Here is a 20908-nt window from a genome sequence, read left to right as displayed (position 1 = left end):
CGAGACTTACACAAGGAGATAATTGAAGTTCGTGAAGAATTACGGTTTTTAAAGTGCATTGATCATGAAGTGCCGATACAGATTGATATTCCAGATAATGGAGATAAATTTCCGGCTATGTTGTTGGTTCATGGCTTCATGTCCTCTAGAAACAATGATAATCATATGCTGGCAAGAATCAGTAAAAAAATAGTTGAGGCAGGAATAGTAGAAGCTAGAATAGATTTATGCAGTATGGGTGAGAACCTATATTCTAGAGAAAATTATGGTATGAAAGTAATGACAGAAGAGGTCAAGGCCAGTTTTAAATACTTGCAAAGTTTACCTTATGTTGCAGAAAATAATGTTGGCTTGTTAGGTCATAGTCTCGGTGGCCGTTTAGTATTTACCTGCTCAGATTTACCAGCTAAAATCATAGTTTCTTTAAATGGTGCGATTAATACTTCAGAACCATTGGAAATGGCATATGATAAATTTGAAATGGATAATTTAGGCTACTGCATTGTTCATACTAGTAGCGGTGGTGTTGAACTCGTATACCGCAGATTCTTTGATGAATTGAAAACAACTTTGAATGATAACATTAAAAACTTTAAAAATCCGATTTTAGTTGAAGTATGCACCAGTGATCCAACTTTAGACCCCAATATTAGCTTAAACTTTATTAAAAATTGTCATATGACTAATGTAGATTCTTTTACTGTAGAAAATGCAAATCATACTTATAATGTTGAAACTGGCGATTTTACCAAGCTTAATGAGGTAATAGGTAAAGTTGTGATGGAATAGTTCACATATTAAATAAAAAAACCAGCTTTTAATTAAGCTGGTTGCCTAGAAAATATTATGAGCCTAGCTTTAATTTTGAAAAAGTTAGGCTTTTTAGTTTATCTTTTTAAATACTGTTGGTTTGTTAAGTGCGCGGTCAGTCCATAATAAAACTTGTTTTTCCTGAAGTTCAATTGGCAAAAGTTCGTGCTGGTACAGCCTTTCTTCTACAAACATTTTGCCTTCCTCATTTACAAATACCGGGTAGTCCCATTTACCGATGGTAACCAATAAATCACCATTTTTTTCTTTTAGTGTAATTAAACCATAGCCTGGGTTTTCATAATCACCTAAAAGATTATCTTCTGCTTCAACACTTTGTGGGATTTCCCCTATTTGTTCTTTAATTCTTTCCTCACGAGTTGCTACTTTTTTATCAACTATCTTTTTAATTTTACTGGTCCAGTCTGTTTCGTGAATATCCAGAACATTATCAATAGTTTGATAAGCTAAAGCAAAAATGGCATCAGTTGAATCCAAATTTGTTGTTGAGACAAAAGCTAAGTCAAGGTCAGGAACAAAGCCCATGAAAGAACAATAGCCAATATATGAACCGCTATGGTAGAAATATTTATGTCCCCGGTAATCTTCCATCATCATGCCCAGACCATAAGCGCCAAAATTTGCGCCGCCATACGCACGGCTAGGAGACATAATAGATTGAGGCAGAAAATGCTCAGCCATTGCGTTATTTTTGCTTTCTTTTTGCAATTTTAATTGGTATTTGGCCCAAGTTAGCAAATCAGATATAGTTGAAAGCATGCTGCTGGCACCACCAACTTTTCCAGGCGCAATAAATGGCACTTCTTCGGTAATGTCATTATCTCTAATATACGGCTTGACTATTCTTTCACGTGGTGCCTCGTGATGATTAACATAAGTATTGTTCAAATGCAAAGGCTTCAGTAAATGCTCGTGCTCATAACTGCCGTAATCTTGATTAATAGCTTGTTCAAAAGCATATGTAGCAACAGCAAAAACCAGGTTACTATACTGCATTTTGTAACGCAGTTCATGATTAGGCTCTAAAAAACCAACATGTTCTGCCTTTTCTTTTAAAGTAAGATCATGCTTGTTCATATTGGTAAAACGCATTAAGTCATGAGCTGGCAATCCACTTTGGTGACTTAAAGCATCCCTCCAAGTTAAATGGTCTGCGGCATATTTATCTCTTAGTTTGAAATCAGGCCAATATTTTTTTAACGGGTCATCCAAAGTAATTTTACCTGAATCAGCTAATTGGCAAACTGCAGTGGCAAAAAAGGTTTTTGAAATTGATGCTAAAGGATACAAACTATTTTGCTCTGCATCGCCAAAGACGTGACTGTAACTTTCACCTTTATGATAAACGCCTACACCTAAACTAGGTAAATTAAACGTGTCACTAACATTTTTTGCTAAATCAGCAATTTTTTGATTATTCATGTTCACTCTCAATTTCTTTATATAAATTTTCAATAATAGAATTATACAAGAGCATCTGGTAATTTACACTAATGAAGTCGCGTAATTAAGATAATAATTGTGCTCAATGTGATATTGGTTAGATGACCATTGTTTTATTATGGTAAACAGCAACAGGATTTTTAACTACTTAATACCTAAGTAAAAGCTCTTGAGGGATTTTTTACTTGAGCAAAGGTATTTTAGCTTTAGGCAGATTGACTTTTAATTCTTCAAATGAAAATGGCAGTACCACAGAAATTTGATAAGCGGTTAAATGTAAATATTCTTTGCTTATAAAAGTAGGATTATATAAAGGATCACCCACAATCGGACAACCTATTGCCGCTAAATGAACACGGATTTGGTGTGTTCTTCCTGTTTCTAAGTCGAGCTTAATTAAAGCAGTATTATTGCTAAAGCACTTTAGAATTTGGTAATGTGTGATTGCTTTAAGTCCGTCAGCAACAATCTTGCGCTTGCGCTTATCAAGTGGGTCTCGTCCAAGGGGCAGGTTAATTATGCCAGTATCTGCTATTGGCTTAGTCATATTGACTACTGCTAAGTATTCACGGTGAAAAATTTTACTGCTTAATTCACGATTTAAAATAGGAACAACTGCCGGATTCTTAGCAACCAAAAGTAAACCACTGGTTAGCATATCCAAACGATGTACAATAAAAGGAGAGTACCTTAAATAAGTAGCACAATCATTCAAGGCAGTGTTGGTTTCATTTAAGTTAGGATGTGTTTTTTGTCCTGCGGGTTTATTAATAATTAACAGATTTTGATCTTCGTAAATCACTTCTGGCATTTGTCCGCTTGCTGGATAAGTATTTTGACTACTCTCAATGTGTTTTAGCCACAGCTCAATTTTATCGTCTGGAAAGACCATTTGATTAAAATAATGATAAGTGCCGTTAATCAAAATCTGGTGTTCAGTTCGTAAGTAATGACGCCATTTGCGTGGGATCAGCAAAAGACGCAATAAGTCGTTTACTGAGCATGGTTTGAGATTTTGGGGAAAATTAAATGTAAAATAATAGCTCATAAATATTTGTTAAATCTTTTTGAAAATAAAAGTAATATCCTCTAATATGATACAATTTTAATTGTTTCTAAAGGAGCAGATAAAATGGAAAACAATGAACCAAAGAAAAACGAAAAACGTGGCTTATGGTACCGTTTTGATCATCGTTTTTTTATCGGTCGCTGGATCATTTTGATTTTGCTTACCGTCATTCTCTTGGTTTGTACTTATTATACCGTTAAAGTTAAAACATCCAATATATCAAATTTAAAAGCGTCATTACCTGTTACGACGGGAATTTATGATCAAAAAAACCAACGAGCAGGCTCATTATACTCACAAAAGGGAACTTATGTTGAATACAACAAAATTTCACCTAACGTGAAAAATGCTGTAATTTCGACCGAGGACAGGACTTTTTGGAAAAATCCCGGCTTTAGTATTAAGGGAATGGGGCGTGCCGCTCTAGGTATAGTGCTTAATCACGGGCAAATTGCCGGAGGCGGTTCAACTATCACCCAGCAATTAGCTAAAAATGCCTTATTAACTCAAAAACAAACATTTTCGCGTAAAGTTGAGGAACTTTTCTTTGCTATCGAACTTAATCATGTTTATTCCAAAAAAGATATACTAACGATGTATCTTAACAATTCCTATTTTGGTAATGGCGTCTGGGGCGTAGAAGATGCCAGCCAAAAATATTTTGGCAAGAATGCCAGTCAGCTGACAGTTGGTGAAGGTGCCACGTTAGCAGGTATTTTGCGTAATCCTAGCAAGTATAATCCCATTGATCACATGTCTTATGCTTTATCGCGACGCAATTTAATTTTGAATTTGATGGTTGATAATAAAAAATTATCAAAATCACAGGCTGAAAGTGAACAAAAAATTGGTTTAACTTTACGTGATACATATCATAATAAAGATGGTTATCGTTATCCCTACTTCTTTGACGCTGTCGTGGATGAAGCAATTAATCGCTATGGCTTAAAAGAAGAAGATGTCATGAATAAGGGCCTGAAAATATACACTACTCTTAATCAAAATTATCAGAGTCAGCTGCAAGAAAGGTTTAACCAGGATTACTTATTCCCTCAAAATGCCGCTGATGGAACTAAAACTCAGGGTGCTACGGTAGTGATGGATCCTACTACTGGTGCAGTCCGCGCTGTGGTAGGAGGACGGGGCAAGCATGTCTTTCGCGGTTATAATCGCGCGACACAAATGAAGAGGCAACCTGGTTCTTCTATTAAACCTATTGTTTCTTATGCGCCTGCCTTGCAGCAAGGATATCATTATGATTCCCAGCTTTCTAACAAACTGCAGCGCTTCGGGAAGAATGGCTATCAGCCCCACAATGTTGACAACGGTTATTCGGATAAAATTCCTATGTATGTGGCTTTGGCGCAAAGTAAAAACGTGCCTGCTGTTTGGCTATTAGACCGCATTGGAGTAGCTAAAGGCGTCCAGTCTGCTAATAATTTCGGCTTGAAGGTAGCAAAAGAGGATCAAAATTTAGCTTTGGCTTTAGGCGGATTATCGACTGGTGTTTCACCTATTCAAATGGCTCGTGCCTATTCGGCTTTTGCTAATAAAGGTAACTTACCGAATAATTCTTACTTTATTACCAAAATTACTGATGCAAGTGGCAATGTGATTGCGGAAAATCACGATACAGGTACTCATCGAATTATCTCTGAAAATACTGCTAAAGAGATGACTACAATGCTGTTAGGCGTATTTGCAGGCGGTACAGGAACTTCAGCTCAACCTGCCGGATATCGAGTTGCTGGCAAAACCGGTTCTACCGAAGTTCCTAATTCATACGGTTTTGGCACTAAGGACCAATGGATCGTTGGTTATACTCCAGATGTTGTTGTAGCAACTTGGGTCGGCTTTGATCGCACTAATCAGCAGCATTTCATGCACGGTGTATCCGAAACTGGTATCACAAGGCTTTATAAAGCTGAAATGGAAGGTATTTTGCCGTATACCGCACAAAATCAATTTAGAGAACAAGCGCCAAGGCAAATTATTCAAAATAACGGTGCTGGTACTGATTGGACGCAAGGTTTTGGTAAAAAAATTGAAAAAGGGCTCGGATCTGCCAGTGAAAAGATTAATGAATGGTATAATGACATAAAAGGACTTTTAGGTCACTAATTAGGAGGAAAAAATATGATAAATATTTACGATTCAGCAAATCAAGTGGCGACAGATTTCCAAAAGCTTGATGAATTTAAGGCTTTAGAAAATGCTGTTAATGCCGTGAAAAATAATGAGGAAAGTGCAGCTTTATTCAAGCAAATGGATGAGATGCAAACTAAAATCATTAATTCTCAAACTGAAGGAAGAGACTTTCCTAAGGATTTAGAGGAAGATTATAAAAAGTTGAATGAAAAAGTGCAAAAGAATGATCAAATATTGCAACTTTTGCAAGCTGAGCAGGCTGTCTCTAAAACAATTGAAGATGTTCAAAAGGCAATTACCAAACCCATTAATGACCTTTATGACGGCCTTAGAAATTAAAATATAACGATGAAATTTATCCATTTTGCTGACGCACATTTAGATAGTCCATTTTTGGGACTATCTTTTTTACCATCTAAGAGCTTTAATCAAATTCAAAAAGCTCCAATGCAATCTTTAACTAACATTGTCGATTTAGCTATTAGGGAAAATGTTGATCTAGTCTTAATTGCAGGCGACACTTTTGACAGTTTCAAGCCTAATCCCAGCGCCCAGATTTTTTTTGCGCGCGAAATTGAGCGGCTAATCACAGCTGAAATACAAGTAGTTATGGTTTTAGGTAATCATGATCATATGGCAAAAGAAGACCTATTGGTGCCTGAAAGCCCGTATTTTAAATTATTAGGTGAGGACGAAAAAGTTGAAACTGCCTCTTACACTACCAGAAGTGGTTTTGACTATGATGTGATTGGTTTTTCATATTTGGCCAATCACATTACAGATGATCTTGCTGCCCAATTTCCTCCTAAAAATAATCGTTACACTTTTGGTATTATGCATGCTCAGGAAAGGGCGGGTTTGAGCTCTCAAAATGTATATGCTCCATTTACCTTAAGTGAATTACAAAATCTTAATTATGACTATTTTGCTCTGGGTCATATCCATTTAAGGCAAATATTGTCAGAAACGCCACTAATAGTTTATCCTGGTAATATTCAGGGCCGTCACATTAACGAAACTGGTCCCAAAGGCTGTTATTTAGGCACTATTGATGAACAAACAAAGAAAACCAAAATTCATTTTGTTCAGACTAATCTTATTACTTGGGATAAAAAGCAGCTTGAATTAACTAAGCCAATAGCAAAAACCGAGCTGGAAAAGATGATAATTAATTGTTTGCCAGCGACTACCACTAGCTATTTTTGCCTACAAATAATCGGTGCAGATTTTTTAAATGAAAAAGAAGCCGAATTAATTCAAGACAGTGATTTTTGGCAAATGATTTCAGAAAAACTTGCTCATGGTTCTCAACTGGTAGATGTGCGTTTCCTTAATGGAAGCAAATTAGCTGTTGCTGTTAATGATCAAAAATATTTTACACAGGCTGAAGAAGAGATTTTTACGCCGGATCAATTTGCCCAAATTAGTAAAGACTGGTCCTTAAAAACTGAGTTTACCAATAATTTGGCCCATGACCCAAGTTTTATTCAGGAAGTTAAACAACTGGCAGAAGTCAAGCTGAACAGTAAATTGAAAGGAGTCAATGATGAAATTAATTAAACTTAAGATAATTAATTTTGGTCAATTTTCAAATTTCACTTTTGATTTACTTAATCCCGACGTTAACGTCTTTTATGGTACAAATGAAGCAGGGAAAAGCACAATCGTAGCTTTTATTAAACAAATTTTGTTTGGCTTTCATCTTGCTTCACACAATTCCCCTTTTTTTGAAAACTACACTCCTTTGGCCCAAGTTAGCCCAATGGGAGGGTATTTGCTTTTTGAAAATGAAAAAGGACAGCGCTATGAATTGGAACGCCTATACGCCCACGGCAAAGGTTCTAAATTGGGCACACTAACAGTTAAATGTGACAATCAAGTAGTGCCCGAAAATGTTTTTTTTGACCAAATAAAGAATATTGACGGTGACTTTTATGCCGACAGTTTTATCTTTAACCAGGATATGTTGACAAAAGTTGACCAGATCAAGCAAAATGACTTATTAGAACGTATATATTACTTGGGCGCAGCCGACAGTGATAAATTGATAACTGTGCGCGATAATTTTGCCAAAAATGCTGATAGTTTATTTAAAAAGAGGGGCAGAAAACTTCCGCTTAACCAACTTTTACTGCAGATTCAAGAGCAGCAAAGTAAAGTCAGTGATTCTGAAAATGAATTTTCTGTGTATAAAGAGCTGAATAGTGACTTAAAAAAACAAGAAGAGCTGCAACACCACGAAGAAGCAAAAAGACTAGATCTGCAAAGAAAATATGACAACTTGGAAAAAGTTGAAAAGCTTGTACCCAGTTACGAAAAATTGCAGGATTTACAAAGTCAGACCAAAGCAATTCATTTTGACTCGGAGCAATATCAATCTGCACAAAATTTAGCAGTTCAAGCAGAAACTTTGCGTAAAAAACAGCAAAAAATCACGGAAAAGCTAACTGAATATTCTCAAGTTAAAGATGAGGATATTAGTGAAACAAAGCTGCTGCAAAAGAAGCCGGAAATTTTACAGTGGCAAGCGGAATACCATAGCTGCCTACAAAAAGAGACGCAAATTAAAAGCGAACAACAGCAGCTCATTACTCTTGATCCCAACCTGAACCAAGTTGCTGCATTGACTCAAGAGCAAGTAATTAAGTTGCAGGAAGATTTTCACAAATTACCGCTAAAAGAAACAGTTATTAACCAGGATAAAAGTAATAAGCCTAAGCAATTTCTTTTGCTAGGTGGAACTATTTTCATTTTAGGACTAATTTTATTGTTCATTGCTCGTGCCCTTGGTTTTTTGGCTGTTGGTGTTGGGGTAGCTTTTGCAGTGCTTGGTTACTACCAGCAAAAGCAAGTGCAAAAATCAAATGAAGCACAGTCTGAAAAAAGCAGAAAAGTTAAAGAGCAACGATATTTATTTGAGCAACAATATAGCATTGATCCTAGCAATTTAGATCTTAATAATTTGATCAACGAATGGCGGCAGTACCAGGTTTTATCCCAAAACTTAAAGAGAAATCAGTTACGTAAAACAGAAATATCTGATTTGCTCACGCCCTTTGCAATGCAGTTAGGTCAAGAACTGAAACAAGCAATAGGTACTAATTTTTCTGATGTATTGACTGCATTAGATCAACTTGCTGAAAAAATAGACACGGATCGTAAGCGCAGAGAAGAGCAAAATAGTTTAAAAAACAATTTAACTGAAAATAATGAAGAGCTCCAAGAAATTAATGTTAAATTGAAAATGATTTTGGCAAGAGCTCAAGTTAGCAGCTTAGATGAATATCGAGAAATTCAAAAACAAAAGCTGAGACAGGATAATATTAAAAACCAAATTAGTGCTCTCAAATCCAGTTTGCAAAGCGACCTTATCCAGCTGCAAGAATATGTACAGGATAAAAGTAGTGGACACAAGAAATTACAGGATTTAGCTGCTCAAATTTCCTTACTAAATGAAAATATTAACCTTTTACAAAGTAAAACGGCTGAAACTAAAGTCAAGATGGAAAATCTGGCCAGTTCAACGGCGGTATTCGAGGAAAAACAAAAATTAGCAAACTTAAGAACTAGACTTAGAAATTTAAGCGCGGAGTATTTGGCTAATTTATTTACTGCTAAGTGGATTAGCCGCGCACTTGATCTTGCATCTAATGAACGTTTTCCGAAAATGCTGATTACTGCTAAAGAATATTTGCGACTATTAACAAATAATCGGTATAATAATATTGAAATAGGTAAAAAAATAATGGTTACTCGTTTTGATGGTAAAAAATTAGCGGTGGAATATCTTTCTCGGGGTACCTCTGAGCAACTTTATTTTGCTTTGAAATTGGCTTTTGTTGAACAAATAAAGGATCAAATTAATTTACCAATTTTGATTGATGACTCTTTTGTTAACTTTGATGATCAAAGGATCAATGAAATTGAAAAGTTGCTGCAGACAATTGCGCAAAGCAACCAGGTATTGATCTTTACTGCTCAAAAAAGCCTTGTTGATAAACTGCAATTACAGCCGCTAACTTTTAAGAAAGGAACCGAACATGTATAAACGTTTGCTGGATTATAATGATGGCGAAGAGTTAGAACTGGTCGTGTTAATTAAGAACTCGCAACTAAGACATACCAAAAAGGGTAAGCTCTATTTGGCAATGTCATTTGGTGATTCATCTGGTGAAATTCGCGGTAATTTTTGGGATGCCAATGACCAAGATGCCTCTACATTTAATTCAGGAACAATTGTTGAACTTAACGGCAAACGGGAAGAATATCAGGGGCAGCCACAAATAAAAATTTATAGTCTACGGGTTGTTGGCCCTGAAGAAGGTTATGATCTCAGGCAGTTTATTAAATCAGCCCCAGAAAAAGTTGCTGATATGAAAGAAGAAATCAATCAGTACGTTTTTGAAATTTTGAATCCAACCTGGAACCGGATAGTACGGTTTTTATTAAAAAAATGGGACAAGCGGTTCTTTGAGTTTCCAGCTGGAAAAAGTAACCACCATGCCGTGCGAGGAGGTCTGGCATACCATACATTATCAATGTTGCGGGATGCTAAAGGCCTGGCAAATAATTATGCGCAAATTAATCGTTCATTATTATATGCTGGCTGTATTTTACATGATATGGGTAAAGTATTGGAATTAACTGGTCCGGCTGCCACTCAATATACTAATGAAGGTAACTTGATTGGCCACTTGGTTTTAATTGACGAGCAAATAATGTTAGCGGCGCAACAACTAAATATTGACCTTGAATCTGAAGACTTGCTCTTATTGCGTCATATGGTTTTGTCTCATCATGGTAAATTTGAGTATGGCTCACCTAAATTGCCGGCACTCCTTGAAGCAGAATTGTTACATCGCATTGATGATTTAGATGCGTCAATTTACGCTATTACTAATGCTTTACAACATACACGACCGGGCAATTTTACCGAAAATATTATGAGTCAGGGTGGCCGGAAATTTTATAGACCTAAAGATGATGAATCTTTAGCTAAATCACATAAATTAGAATAATTGCTTAGAGAATATGAGAAGCAAATAACTTTATTGAGGGTTAGCAAAAAATATAAAATATTAGCTTTATACTTGCAAACGGAGAGCTAGAAAGCAGCTAAAAGTACGACATTACTTTTAGCTGCTTTTTCATTTGCCTTAATTTAAGCAGAATTTCTCGTTCACGCAACATTTTGATAAACATTTTGATAAATGTAAAAATAATTTTGATCAAACTGCTTTTTTATAATCTTAAAAAATATGATGCCGTGCTTTTCATGGAAGATAACACTATTACTGTAGAAGGTTCTTATGAAAAATTGCTTGAGCAAAAGGTGATTTAGATAATCTATGTAGTTTAACAGTTAATTAGTTCGTAAATTGTGTCAGGTTATTTGATCAATCAGAATATTTTAGAAAGTTACTATAAAAACAAATATTAGATGAAAATTATTTCAATGTCAGCTGAAGCCTATAATAAAAAATTATCATTAAAAGAAAAATTTAATACAAAAAAATCCCGCTAATAGCTATTTATAAAAATGACTGTTAACGGGATTATTATATTTTTAGCAAAGAACTAGTCTTAACTGTAATAGTTTTAATTACTTCTTATTTGTTGAAGTAGAAACATAAGCAGCTAAAACATCCTTTAGATCATTATCCTTTATGTTGACTCCCGCCTTTTTAATTACCTTGGCAAGGACATCATGCATAGTTTGTTGATCTTGAGACATTGATTGATAAATTTGATCATCAATTTCTTTTTTATGTGAAGCAAAAGAACCTTTGGCAGGGTGTTTAATCATTCTAATTACGTGGTAGCCTGATTGAGATTTAACGGGGCTCTTCGTAGTTTCACCGGTCTTTAGCTTAAATGCTGCATTTTTAAAAGCAGGATCTAAACTAGTATCAGTGGAATCAAATGCTGGCAGTTTACCTTCATTACTTTTGGTTCCAGTATCTAAAGAATACTTTTTAACTAGGCTCTTGAAGCTTTTACCATTCTTTAATTCTTTAGTAATTTCTTCGGCTTTAGATTTCTTAGAAACTAATATGTGTTGCACTGTAACTTTAGGCTGATATGCTTTCCAGGCTTTTTCTTCTTGGCTCTTTGAGATCTTTTTAATATCTTTCAAGGCGGCTTCGGTCAGCAAGTTTGTTTTTAGGTTTTGCTTGAAACTTGCAGTAGTCATACCATTTTGTTGCAAAACGGCATCAAACTGACTACCATATTGTTTCTTATAGTTGCTATATTGTTTATCAACTTGCTTTTTTGAAACTTTATTGCCATATTGTTGCTCTAAAACACGATTAATAATCATATTTGCCAAAGCGGTTTTACCAGCCTGAGATTTTTTCATATCATCATAATACTCTTGCTGGGTAATCTTGCCGCCTTTATAAGAAGCAACAGTTTTGCCACCATTAGAACAAGCAGCTGTTGATAATGCCATACCGGCTACGGCAATCACAGCTGCAGCTTTTTTAATATATTTTTTCATAAAATAAATTCTCCACATCCTTAATAAATTAAGTCACCGACAACTAATATAACATAAACTGGCAAAACTGGTTTTCATTTTTATTTTTTTAAAACAAAAAAGAGAGTTTCTTTACTATTTTTTAGAACTATTAGTTTCAGTTGCGTTATTGGAATTAATTGTCGCAGTTTTGGCTTTCAGCTTGCCGACGATACGATTAATGCTGATCTGATAATATTCTATTTCGTTTTGTAACTCAGAAACAGCTTTCTTTGCTCGCGGTAAAGATTTTTTTAATTCTTGCTGAGCAGTTTTAAATTTACTACTTGCAGCAGAAATGTCACTAATATCTTCTTTTAATGACTTTATTTGCTTTTGCACAGGTGGAAACAGGCGGTTGCCATTTTGATCTTTAAACAGTGAAAGGATCACGCCAAAGCCTGCACCTACAGCCAATCCTAAACTAAAACGTTTCATCTTGTCACCTTAAAATTGTGCTCTAATGGCAGCAGCAACCTTTTCATAATCTTCGTCAGTGTATTTTTCCGCATTGTTACGGGTGGCAATCTTTAAGCCATCACCTTCAAATCGCGGAATAAAATGAATATGTGAGTGCATAACTACTTGACTTGCACTGGCACCATTATTGCTGCTAATATTCATACCGGTGATTCTCGGATCAAATTTTTTAATTGCATTAGCAATTGTAGGAATATATTGTAAATAGCGTTGAGCATCTGCCTGGGTATAATCAAAAAAGTTTGTGATGTGTTTTTTAGGCACCATCAAAGTATGACCAGGGTTAACCTGGGATAAATCTAAAAATGCTTTAACATCGTCATTTTCAAAAACAGTGTAGCTGCTGGCTTCCCCTTTAATAATTTTACAAAATAAACAATCTTTATCTAAATCTTCCATTTTAAAACCTCTACATTTCAAAATTTAGTTTCTTTTAATATCATGCTATCATATTAAATGAGTAAATTCATTAAAAGAAAGATAGGAATTATGACTTTAAAAATTGAGCATTTGACTGGTGGCTACACGGGTATACCAGTCATAAAAGATATTAACTTGGAAATAAAACCCGGGGAAGTTTTAGGAGTGATTGGCCTAAATGGTGCTGGTAAATCTACTACTATTAAACATATTTTAGGATTACTCAGACCGCAAAAAGGGAAAATCACTCTAAATGGCATTGATTTAACGGCTGAACCTACTAAATTTAAAAGACAAGTCGCATATATTCCCGAGACGCCAGTTTTATATTCAGAATTGACTTTAAAAGAGCATCTTGACCTGACTATTCTTAGTTACCAGCTAAAGGAAAAACAGGCTTGGGCAAAGGCTCACGAGCTGTTACAGCTGTTTAGGCTGGATGACAAGTTAGATTGGCTGCCGATTCATTTTTCAAAGGGTATGAAGCAAAAAGTAATGATTGTTTCAGCGTTTTTAGCAAATACTGACTTGCTGGTAATTGACGAGCCGTTCACTGGACTTGATCCGTTGGCAGTGGCCAATTTGGTGCAATTGATTAAAGAAGCTGCTGGTCAGGGCAAAATGGTGTTAATGTCAACACACATTTTAGCTGACAGTGTGCAGGCAGTTTCTCGTTATGCGGTCTTAAATAATGGCAAAATTCAAACTGCTGGTACTTTGGCTGAAATTCGCATGCATTATGGCCTAAAGGAGACAGATTCATTTGACCAAATTTACCAAATTTTAAGTCAGGAGCAACAAAATGCGTGATTTGGCTAAAAGAAGGCTGCAGGAAAACTTGCGCCAGTCTTTGAAATACCTAGTATTGGTTTTTAATGATTTCTTTATCCTAGCTCTGATTTTTCTTTTTGGAGCACTCATGTTCTGGTATGCACAGGCAATGAAGACTATGCCAGAAAATCTGTGGTATTACCGTCCCCTAGTTGGTATTTTGCTGTGGTTGCCACTTTTAATAGGCAAACTGGTAACATTGCTAAAACCAGCTGATTTACAATTTTTACTGCCTGAAGATGAAAATTTAGCATCATATTTGCAGCCAATGCTAAATTACAGCTTGATTGTACCTACAATTTGCTTAGTTTTAATGGCGGGAATTATATTTCCTTTTGCCACGATCAAGGCAAAGATTGAACCGTTAGATTATGTTTTCGCGGTTTTTGCTGTTTTTCTGGCCAAAGTATTGCAGCTGAAAATTATGGAATATAATTTATTCTTTAACCGTAAAATTTCTATCTCAATTTTGAATATTTTCTTACTGCTTTTATTCATTTTGGTAATGTTTAAACCAAAAAGTATGATATTTATTGCTGGTTTGCTGTTAATTATTGTAATCATTTTTATTTTAAAACCGCAACATGCAGCACTTTTTGACTGGCAATTTGCCATCGAGCAAGAAGAAAAACGTAAAAACGTTGTTTATAACGCTTTTAGTATGTTCACCGATGTTAAGGAAAGGCAAACTAATATTAAAAGACGGAAATATTTGGACTTTTTATTACCTCAAAATTTGGCAAGGGAAAATCCTAATAAGTTTTTGTATAGGCGCTCAGTTCTGCGCAATCCGGAAAACATTAATCTAGTAGTTAGAATGACTGCTTTTGCAATTCTAATTTCGTGGTTAGTGCAGAATTGGCTTTGGGCATTAGGCTTGTCCTGCTTAGTAGTATTCTTAACTATTTACCAATTAGTACCGATGGTTGATGAATTTGACACCAATGTCATGTATCGTGTTTATCCTATCGAGCGCACTAAACGAGGCTTAGACTTAGTTTCTGCACTTACTGGGATAATGTTGGTACAATGGTTGATTATTAGCATTTCATGGCTGATTACACTGCCTATTAGTTTGCACTTGTTTGAAGCAATGGGGATTTTAGTTGTTTTCAGTTACGCGGTATTAAGGTTATACTTACCAGCAAAAGTAAAGAAAAGGAAGTTGTAAATAAATGAGACTACGTAACAAACCGTGGGCTGTAAAACTTGTGCAAGAGCATCCAGAAAGTGTGATAGATCGTCCAGATCCAACCCAAAAGATTGATTGGTCAAAGCGGTTTGCTGACATTTCAAAACCATTAGAAATTGAAGTTGGTCCGGGTAAAGGGAAGTTTATCACCACAATGGCTGAAAAGCACCCTGAAAAAAATTTCGTTGCTCTTGAACTGCAGATGACCGCAGCTGGAATTATTTTACGGTCAAAACTAGCTCAAAATTTGCCTAATTTACAAATTTTATGCGCAGATGCTGCTAATATTGATTGCTTTTTTAAAAAACATAGTGCAAATACCATTTACCTAAATTTTAGTGACCCGTGGCCTAAAACCAGGCACGAAAAGAGAAGGTTAACCTATAAGACTTTTTTACAAAAATACCAATCCGTTTTACAAGAAAATGGTCAGATACAGTTTAAAACAGATAATGCAGGTCTTTTTGCTTATTCTCTTCAAAGTATGAATAATTATGGGATGCATTTTGATTTTGTTACAGTGGATCTGCATAATGAGAAAGAAGATATTTTAACTTCAAATATTGAAACCGAGTATGAGCACAAATTTGCCAGCCAAGGTAACCCAATTTATGCCTTGCATGCTGATTTTGGGGTAAAATAAGTAATAATAAGGATTGAGAGGTTTTTTCAAAATGGAACAAATAAAAGAATTAGATCAAAAAAAATTAGAAGATATTACCAAAAATGGTCGTGTGGTTTTGGAATTTTCTGCTGGTTGGTGTCCAGATTGCCGCTTTTTGGATCCGTTTATGCCGGAGATTGAAAAAGATTTTTCTGACAGTAAATTTTATCAAATTGACCGTGACGGTTCTGTAGATGTAGCTAAAGAAATGAATATCATGGGTATTCCTTCATTTGTGGTCTACCAAGATGGTAAAGAAATTGGTAGACTAGTTAATAAGGACCGTAAAACTAAAGAAGAAGTTGAGAGCTTTTTGCGGTCACTGGACTAAGTGAAAGAGGATAATTGATTCATGATTACTAGTATTAATAAACGCAGCTATCCCAATACCTTAATTGTGATTTTAGGTCAGGATAAGGGCAAAAGTGAGTATGAAGAAAAAGATGATGTCACACGTATTACTGATGAGGAAGGTAATGTGACCGGATATAATTTCTTTAATGTCGACCAGGTAATTGATTATGACAAACTAGCAGACGGCCAAGTCAAGTTGACTAATGACGATTTAGCAGCATTAAATAAAAAGTTGGCAGAAGTTGGTTTTAATGATCAACTTGCTTATGGTAAACTAACGCTGGTTTACGGCTATGTGAAAAGCTGTGAAAAACATCCTGACTCTGATCACTTGCATGTGACCACTGTTGATGTTGGCCATGGTGAGGAACAGCAAATCGTCTGTGGTGCACCTAACATTGCTCAAGGACAAAAAGTAGTAGTTGCCTTACCTGGCACCTTGATGCCAAATGGTCAAATGATTTGGCCGGGTCAGCTGCGCCATGTGGATTCTTATGGGATGATCTGTTCAGCACGAGAACTAGGTTTGCCCCACGCACCACAAAAACGAGGAATTTTAGTAGTTCCAGACGATTTTGCTGTGGGAGACGCCTTTGATCCTGAAAAATGTGATGAACTTTTGGCAAGCGGGCAGATTAAATTATAAGATTAAAGGACTTTATCAAGTTATTGGTAGAGTCCTTTTTTAGTAATGCAAAGTAAGATTATGATTTTTCATGGCTTTTCAATGATTCTGCTCTTTTTTCGTTAGAAATGGTAAAATAAGAAACAATGATAAAAAATATGGAGCTTGGGAAATGTTAGATAAAAATAAGCAAATTTGGTTTATTGGAATTAAAGGAACGGGAATGGCTTCTTTAGCCTTAGTGTTAAACGATTTAGGCTTTCATGTTGCCGGTAGTGATATCAAAAAGTATACTTTCACACAAGAACCACTTGAAAAAGCAGGAATTAAAGTAACAGAGTTTGATGCAAGTAATATCAAAGACTCGGGTCAGGTCATAATTAAGGGCAATGCTTTTAAAAATGATAACGTTGAAGTTAAAGCTTGTGAAGATAAAAATATAACTTGGCAAAGTTATCCTGATACCGTAGAAGAAATAATCAAGATGCATACTGGTATTGGTGTTTCTGGAACTCATGGCAAAACATCTACTACCGGTCTTTTAGCTCACGTTTTAGGTGAAGCAGCGCCCACGTCTTATCTGATAGGCGATGGTGAGGGTAAAGGAGTTAAAGGGTCACGCTTTTTTGTTTATGAAGCTGATGAATATCGCCGCCATTTCTTGGCTTATCATCCTGATTATCAAATCATGACCAACATTGATTTTGACCACCCGGATTATTTTAAAGACCAGGCAGATTATACTTCAGCCTTTCAAACTGCCGCTGATCAAACTCAAAAAGGTCTATTTGTGTGGGGAGGTAATGACAGACTAAGACAATTGCATTCTGCCGTTCCCAAATACACTTATGGTTTTGAAAATGATGATGATTTTCAGGTGGTTGATGTCAACCGCACTACTGCAGGTTCAAGTTTTACGGTTTTGAGACAGGGAAAGAAGATAGGTGAATTTACAATTCATCTTTTTGGCGATCATAATATTTTGAATGCTACGGCCGTAATAGCAGTTGCTTATACCGAAAACATTCCTCTTGGAGATATTCAAAAGGGTTTACTTACTTATCAGGGGGCCAAACGACGCTTTTCTGAAAAAGACTTTAAAGATATTAATATCATTGATGATTACGCCCATCATCCAACTGAAATGCGTGCGACAATTCAGGCTGCTAGGCAAAAGTTTCCTCATAAAAAACTAGTTGTCGTATTCCAACCACATACTTTTTCCAGAACGAAGAAATATGCGCAAGATTTTGCAGAAATTTTGCGCGGAGTGGATAAAGCATACATTACTCCCATTTATGCTTCCGCAAGAGAGGCAAGTGGAGATATTTCAAGTAGTGATTTAGTAGCCGAAATTCCTGGCTCTGAAGTGATTGATCTTGATAATATTGCTGACCTAACGCAGAACAAAGACAGTGTCATTGTTTTCATGGGCGCAGGCGATATCCAGAAATACGAAGATGCTTTAGAAAAATTACTAAAATAAATTAAGTTATTAAGATTGAGTTTCAAGACTTGATCTTTTTGCTTTATATAACAGATTTTACATGTCATAAGGTTCAGGAAAATCGGTATTATGCAAGATGAATGGAAAAACTGTTAAAATGGTAGTTGAATAAAGAAACTTGGTTTAAATTTAAGGAGATCAAATGGCTGATAAAAAATTACTTTTAATTGATGGTAATTCAGTTGCCTTTCGTGCTTTCTATGCACTATACCGCCAACTTGAAAATTTTAGAAATCCTGAAGGATTGCACACTAATGCCATTTATACATTTAAAAATATGCTTGATGTCGTGCTGAATGACGTTGAACCTGACCATGTTTTGGTTGCTTTTGATGCAGGTAAAACTACTTTTAGAAATAAGATGTATGCTGACTACAAAGGTGGCAGACAAAAGACCCCATCAGAATTATCTGAACAGCTGCCGTACATTCAGGAACTTTTGCATGATTTGGGCTTGTCTACATATGAGCTTGATAACTATGAAGCTGATGACATTATTGGTACTTTTGTAAATATTGGAGAAAAAGAGGGTTTTAAAGTTACAGTTGTTACGGGCGACAAGGACTTGACGCAGCTGGCATCTCCTCAAACCACTGTTATGGTTACTAAATCAGGGGTTTTAAACTTGGAAGCTTATACACCTGAACACATGAAAGAAGTTAATGGTGTTACTCCAACTGAATTCATTGATATGAAAGCATTAATGGGTGATAATTCTGATAATTATCCTGGTGTTACTAAAATAGGACCCAAAAAAGCTTCGCAACTTATCCAGGAATATGGCTCAGTAGAAAATTTATATGATCATATAGATGATATGAAGCCTTCTAAAATGAAGGAAAACCTGATTAATGATAAAGATAAGGCTCTACTGGGTAAAAAGCTGGCGACAATTGATCGTAATACCCCGTTAACCATTGGGATTGCTGATGTAAAAAGGCGTGCAGTCGATTATCAAAAATTGCGCAGATTCTATGAAAAAATGAACTTTCGCAAGTTTTTAAGCCAGTTAGACCCTGAAAGTGCTGCTGGGCAAAAAGACCAACCAGTAAAAGATAATAAAGCAGTTGCTTTTACAGAGCTTGAAGAAAATGACATTAATAATTTTGCAGTTAAAGCTGGCCAAACTATTACTTTTTACTTAGGAATGTTGGGTGCCAATTATCATTTAGCGCAATTTGTTGGTTTTGCCATTATGATAGATAAGCAAATATATGTGAGTCGCAATGTTGACCTGTTAAAAAAGCCGCAACTTAAGAATATTCTGGAAAATAAGCAAATTGCCAAAAATGTCTTTGATTTAAAACGAACTACAGTTGGTTTGAACCGATTGGGTATTCACGCTCGCGGAATTGATTATGACATGTTACTTGCTTCATATTTGATCAATAACGAAAACAATTCTGACGATATGGGTGAAATTTGTCGCATGTACGGTGATAACTCGGTTAAAAGCGATTATGATGTTTACGGCAAAGGTAAAAGCGTCCATATTCCAGAGGACGATCAGGTGTTGTTCAACCATTTGGCTGGCAAAATTGAAGCAATCGCAAACTTAAAAGATACTCTGCTGGCTAAACTAAAAGAACATGAGCAAGACGATCTTTTTGCCAATATTGAAATCCCTGTAGCCCGAGTTCTGTCTGTCATGGAAATAAACGGTATCAAAGTCCAAGCTGATACCTTAACGCAGCTCCAAGATGAATTTGCGGTTGACCTTAAGAAAATGGAAAAGCAAATTTATGATGAAGCCGGTGAAGAATTTAATATTAATTCACCTAAACAATTAGGTCATATTTTGTTTGAAAAAATGGGCTTAAAGCCTGTTAAAAAGACTAAAACCGGTTATTCGACTTCAGTTGATGTTTTGAATCAGTTAAAAGATGAAAACCCAATTATTGATCAAATTTTGACTTACCGGCAAATTGCTAAAATCCAGTCAACTTACGTCAATGGCTTACTGGATGTTATCCAAAAAGACGGTCGGGTTCATACCAGGTATTTACAAACATTGACTGCTACTGGTCGTTTGTCCTCAGTTGATCCTAACTTACAAAATATTCCCACCAGAACGGAAGAAGGAAAGCAAATTAGAAAAGCCTTTGTGCCAAGTGAACCAGATGGCTACATTTTCTCTTGTGACTATTCTCAAATTGAATTACGAGTCTTGGCACAGGTTTCCGGTGACGAACAAATGCAGGAAGCTTTCAGAACGGGTTATGACATCCACGCTCATACGGCTATGAAAATTTTTCATCTGAAATCAACTTCTGACGTTACGCCGTTAATGCGTCGCAGAGCAAAAGCGGTAAACTTCGGTATTGTCTATGGTATTTCTGATTATGGCTTATCTAAAAATCTCAATATCAGTCGCAAACAAGCTAAGGAATTTATTGATAATTACTTTGAACAATATCCGCAAATTAAGGATTATATGGATAAGGCAGTTCAAGTTGCCCGTGAAAAAGGCTATGCCGAAACAATTATGCACAGAAGGCGCTATTTACCTGATATTCATGCCAAGAATTATAATGTGCGGTCATTTGCGGAAAGAACTGCGATTAACTCACCAATTCAAGGTTCAGCTGCAGATATTATCAAGATTGCGATGATTAACATGCAGAAAAAATTGGATGAGATGCATCTTAGAACTAAGATGGTGGTTCAAGTTCATGATGAATTGATTTTTGATGTACCAAAAGATGAATTAGAAACAATTAAAAAGATTGTGCCAGAAGTTATGCAGTCTGCTGTGAGACTTGATATTCCTCTTGTAGCTGATTCTGGTTATGGTCACAATTGGTTTGATGCTAAGTAAGGAGTA

The 20908-nt window shown here is 35.8% G+C and carries 18 protein-coding genes; 13 read left to right on the top strand and 5 right to left on the bottom strand.

The features are described from left to right. Positions 1-69: 69 nt before the first annotated feature. Entirely contained in the window at positions 70-789 is a 720-nt protein-coding gene (locus tag LDX54_RS06400; RefSeq protein WP_265666566.1) for an acyl-CoA thioester hydrolase/BAAT C-terminal domain-containing protein, read from the top strand. Between the two features lie 93 nt (positions 790-882). Here the strand turns inward: LDX54_RS06400 and LDX54_RS06395 are convergent, their stop codons facing one another. Further along, positions 883-2253, bottom strand: coding sequence for a serine hydrolase domain-containing protein (locus LDX54_RS06395; protein ID WP_265666567.1), 1371 nt, complete (start codon positions 2251-2253; stop codon positions 883-885). A 202-nt stretch (positions 2254-2455) separates the two neighbouring features. Continuing rightward, positions 2456-3322 (bottom strand): RluA family pseudouridine synthase, encoded by an 867-nt coding sequence (locus tag LDX54_RS06390; protein WP_198202101.1) that lies wholly within the window; start codon positions 3320-3322, stop codon positions 2456-2458. A gap of 84 nt (positions 3323-3406) precedes the next feature. On the opposite strand from LDX54_RS06390, the gene LDX54_RS06385 reads away from it, so the two are divergent. The 5 genes from LDX54_RS06385 to LDX54_RS06365 are packed head-to-tail and all read left to right on the top strand — an operon-like array spanning position 3407 to position 10509. Continuing rightward, the gene (locus tag LDX54_RS06385) at positions 3407-5464 is read left to right on the top strand and encodes a PBP1A family penicillin-binding protein (protein WP_046325143.1); all 2058 of its coding nucleotides are present in this window, start codon (positions 3407-3409) and stop codon (positions 5462-5464) included. Positions 5465-5479: 15 nt separating this feature from the next. Then, positions 5480-5830: a YlbF family regulator gene (locus LDX54_RS06380; RefSeq protein WP_046325142.1), complete on the top strand. Its 351-nt coding sequence runs from the start codon at positions 5480-5482 to the stop codon at positions 5828-5830. Positions 5831-5839: 9 nt separating this feature from the next. After that, the gene (locus LDX54_RS06375; protein WP_265666568.1) at positions 5840-7051 is read left to right on the top strand and encodes a DNA repair exonuclease; all 1212 of its coding nucleotides are present in this window, start codon (positions 5840-5842) and stop codon (positions 7049-7051) included. After that, positions 7038-9539 carry an AAA family ATPase gene (locus LDX54_RS06370; protein WP_265666569.1) on the top strand — a complete coding sequence of 834 codons (2502 nt, stop codon included), beginning with the start codon at positions 7038-7040 and terminating at the stop codon, positions 9537-9539. Before LDX54_RS06375 ends, LDX54_RS06370 begins: the two co-directional genes overlap by 14 nt. Next, positions 9532-10509 carry an HD domain-containing protein gene (locus tag LDX54_RS06365; protein WP_122026246.1) on the top strand — a complete coding sequence of 326 codons (978 nt, stop codon included), beginning with the start codon at positions 9532-9534 and terminating at the stop codon, positions 10507-10509. Before LDX54_RS06370 ends, LDX54_RS06365 begins: the two co-directional genes overlap by 8 nt. A 584-nt stretch (positions 10510-11093) precedes the next feature. On the opposite strand, the gene LDX54_RS06360 is transcribed toward LDX54_RS06365, so the two are convergent. The 3 genes from LDX54_RS06360 to LDX54_RS06350 all read right to left on the bottom strand — a co-directional run bounded on the left by LDX54_RS06360 (position 11094) and on the right by LDX54_RS06350 (position 12890). Further along, complete coding sequence (locus tag LDX54_RS06360) at positions 11094-11993, bottom strand: peptidylprolyl isomerase PrsA (RefSeq protein ID WP_122026245.1); 900 nt, start codon at positions 11991-11993, stop codon at positions 11094-11096. A gap of 114 nt (positions 11994-12107) precedes the next feature. Further along, positions 12108-12449: a hypothetical protein gene (locus tag LDX54_RS06355; RefSeq protein WP_265666570.1), complete on the bottom strand. Its 342-nt coding sequence runs from the start codon at positions 12447-12449 to the stop codon at positions 12108-12110. A gap of 9 nt (positions 12450-12458) precedes the next feature. Continuing rightward, on the bottom strand, positions 12459-12890 hold the full coding sequence (locus LDX54_RS06350) for an HIT family protein (protein ID WP_198202105.1): 432 nt from the start codon (positions 12888-12890) through the stop codon (positions 12459-12461). A 90-nt stretch (positions 12891-12980) separates the two neighbouring features. Here LDX54_RS06350 and LDX54_RS06345 point away from each other — a divergent pair, with 90 nt between their 5' ends. The 7 genes from LDX54_RS06345 to polA all read left to right on the top strand — a co-directional run bounded on the left by LDX54_RS06345 (position 12981) and on the right by polA (position 20902). Next, positions 12981-13721: an ABC transporter ATP-binding protein gene (locus LDX54_RS06345; protein WP_110446291.1), complete on the top strand. Its 741-nt coding sequence runs from the start codon at positions 12981-12983 to the stop codon at positions 13719-13721. Continuing rightward, positions 13714-14913: an ABC transporter permease gene (locus LDX54_RS06340; protein WP_265666571.1), complete on the top strand. Its 1200-nt coding sequence runs from the start codon at positions 13714-13716 to the stop codon at positions 14911-14913. The genes LDX54_RS06345 and LDX54_RS06340 overlap by 8 nt, the downstream gene beginning before the upstream one ends. Before the next feature lie 4 nt (positions 14914-14917). After that, positions 14918-15577 carry a tRNA (guanosine(46)-N7)-methyltransferase TrmB gene (trmB, locus tag LDX54_RS06335; protein ID WP_265666572.1) on the top strand — a complete coding sequence of 220 codons (660 nt, stop codon included), beginning with the start codon at positions 14918-14920 and terminating at the stop codon, positions 15575-15577. Positions 15578-15608: 31 nt separating this feature from the next. Next, positions 15609-15929: a thioredoxin family protein gene (locus LDX54_RS06330; RefSeq protein ID WP_265666573.1), complete on the top strand. Its 321-nt coding sequence runs from the start codon at positions 15609-15611 to the stop codon at positions 15927-15929. A 21-nt stretch (positions 15930-15950) separates the two neighbouring features. Continuing rightward, positions 15951-16598, top strand: a complete 648-nt coding sequence (gene ytpR, locus LDX54_RS06325; protein ID WP_265666574.1) for a YtpR family tRNA-binding protein — start codon at positions 15951-15953, stop codon at positions 16596-16598. Positions 16599-16749: 151 nt separating this feature from the next. Then, positions 16750-18063 (top strand): UDP-N-acetylmuramate--L-alanine ligase, encoded by a 1314-nt coding sequence (murC, locus tag LDX54_RS06320; protein ID WP_265666575.1) that lies wholly within the window; start codon positions 16750-16752, stop codon positions 18061-18063. A 163-nt stretch (positions 18064-18226) separates the two neighbouring features. Next, positions 18227-20902, top strand: coding sequence for a DNA polymerase I (polA, locus tag LDX54_RS06315; RefSeq protein ID WP_265666576.1), 2676 nt, complete (start codon positions 18227-18229; stop codon positions 20900-20902). The last annotated feature ends 6 nt before the right edge of the window (positions 20903-20908 follow it).

It is taken from the genome of Lactobacillus sp. IBH004, from assembly GCF_026185255.2.
Taxonomy (GTDB): Bacteria; Bacillota; Bacilli; order Lactobacillales; family Lactobacillaceae; genus Lactobacillus; species Lactobacillus melliventris.
Note: the sequence above shows the minus strand (reverse complement) of the source record. Positions and strands in the feature narration are given on the sequence as shown.

Coding starts and splice junctions, on each gene's coding strand:
- LDX54_RS06380 (WP_046325142.1), top strand. CDS start 5,480: ATGATAAATATTTACGATTCAGCAAATCAAGTGGCGACAGATTTCCAA.
- murC (WP_265666575.1), top strand. CDS start 16,750: ATGTTAGATAAAAATAAGCAAATTTGGTTTATTGGAATTAAAGGAACG.
- LDX54_RS06375 (WP_265666568.1), top strand. CDS start 5,840: ATGAAATTTATCCATTTTGCTGACGCACATTTAGATAGTCCATTTTTG.
- LDX54_RS06345 (WP_110446291.1), top strand. CDS start 12,981: ATGACTTTAAAAATTGAGCATTTGACTGGTGGCTACACGGGTATACCA.
- LDX54_RS06355 (WP_265666570.1), bottom strand. CDS start 12,449: ATGAAACGTTTTAGTTTAGGATTGGCTGTAGGTGCAGGCTTTGGCGTG.
- LDX54_RS06395 (WP_265666567.1), bottom strand. CDS start 2,253: ATGAATAATCAAAAAATTGCTGATTTAGCAAAAAATGTTAGTGACACG.
- polA (WP_265666576.1), top strand. CDS start 18,227: ATGGCTGATAAAAAATTACTTTTAATTGATGGTAATTCAGTTGCCTTT.
- LDX54_RS06370 (WP_265666569.1), top strand. CDS start 7,038: ATGAAATTAATTAAACTTAAGATAATTAATTTTGGTCAATTTTCAAAT.
- LDX54_RS06360 (WP_122026245.1), bottom strand. CDS start 11,993: ATGAAAAAATATATTAAAAAAGCTGCAGCTGTGATTGCCGTAGCCGGT.
- LDX54_RS06365 (WP_122026246.1), top strand. CDS start 9,532: ATGTATAAACGTTTGCTGGATTATAATGATGGCGAAGAGTTAGAACTG.
- LDX54_RS06340 (WP_265666571.1), top strand. CDS start 13,714: ATGCGTGATTTGGCTAAAAGAAGGCTGCAGGAAAACTTGCGCCAGTCT.
- trmB (WP_265666572.1), top strand. CDS start 14,918: ATGAGACTACGTAACAAACCGTGGGCTGTAAAACTTGTGCAAGAGCAT.
- ytpR (WP_265666574.1), top strand. CDS start 15,951: ATGATTACTAGTATTAATAAACGCAGCTATCCCAATACCTTAATTGTG.
- LDX54_RS06385 (WP_046325143.1), top strand. CDS start 3,407: ATGGAAAACAATGAACCAAAGAAAAACGAAAAACGTGGCTTATGGTAC.
- LDX54_RS06390 (WP_198202101.1), bottom strand. CDS start 3,322: ATGAGCTATTATTTTACATTTAATTTTCCCCAAAATCTCAAACCATGC.
- LDX54_RS06350 (WP_198202105.1), bottom strand. CDS start 12,890: ATGGAAGATTTAGATAAAGATTGTTTATTTTGTAAAATTATTAAAGGG.
- LDX54_RS06330 (WP_265666573.1), top strand. CDS start 15,609: ATGGAACAAATAAAAGAATTAGATCAAAAAAAATTAGAAGATATTACC.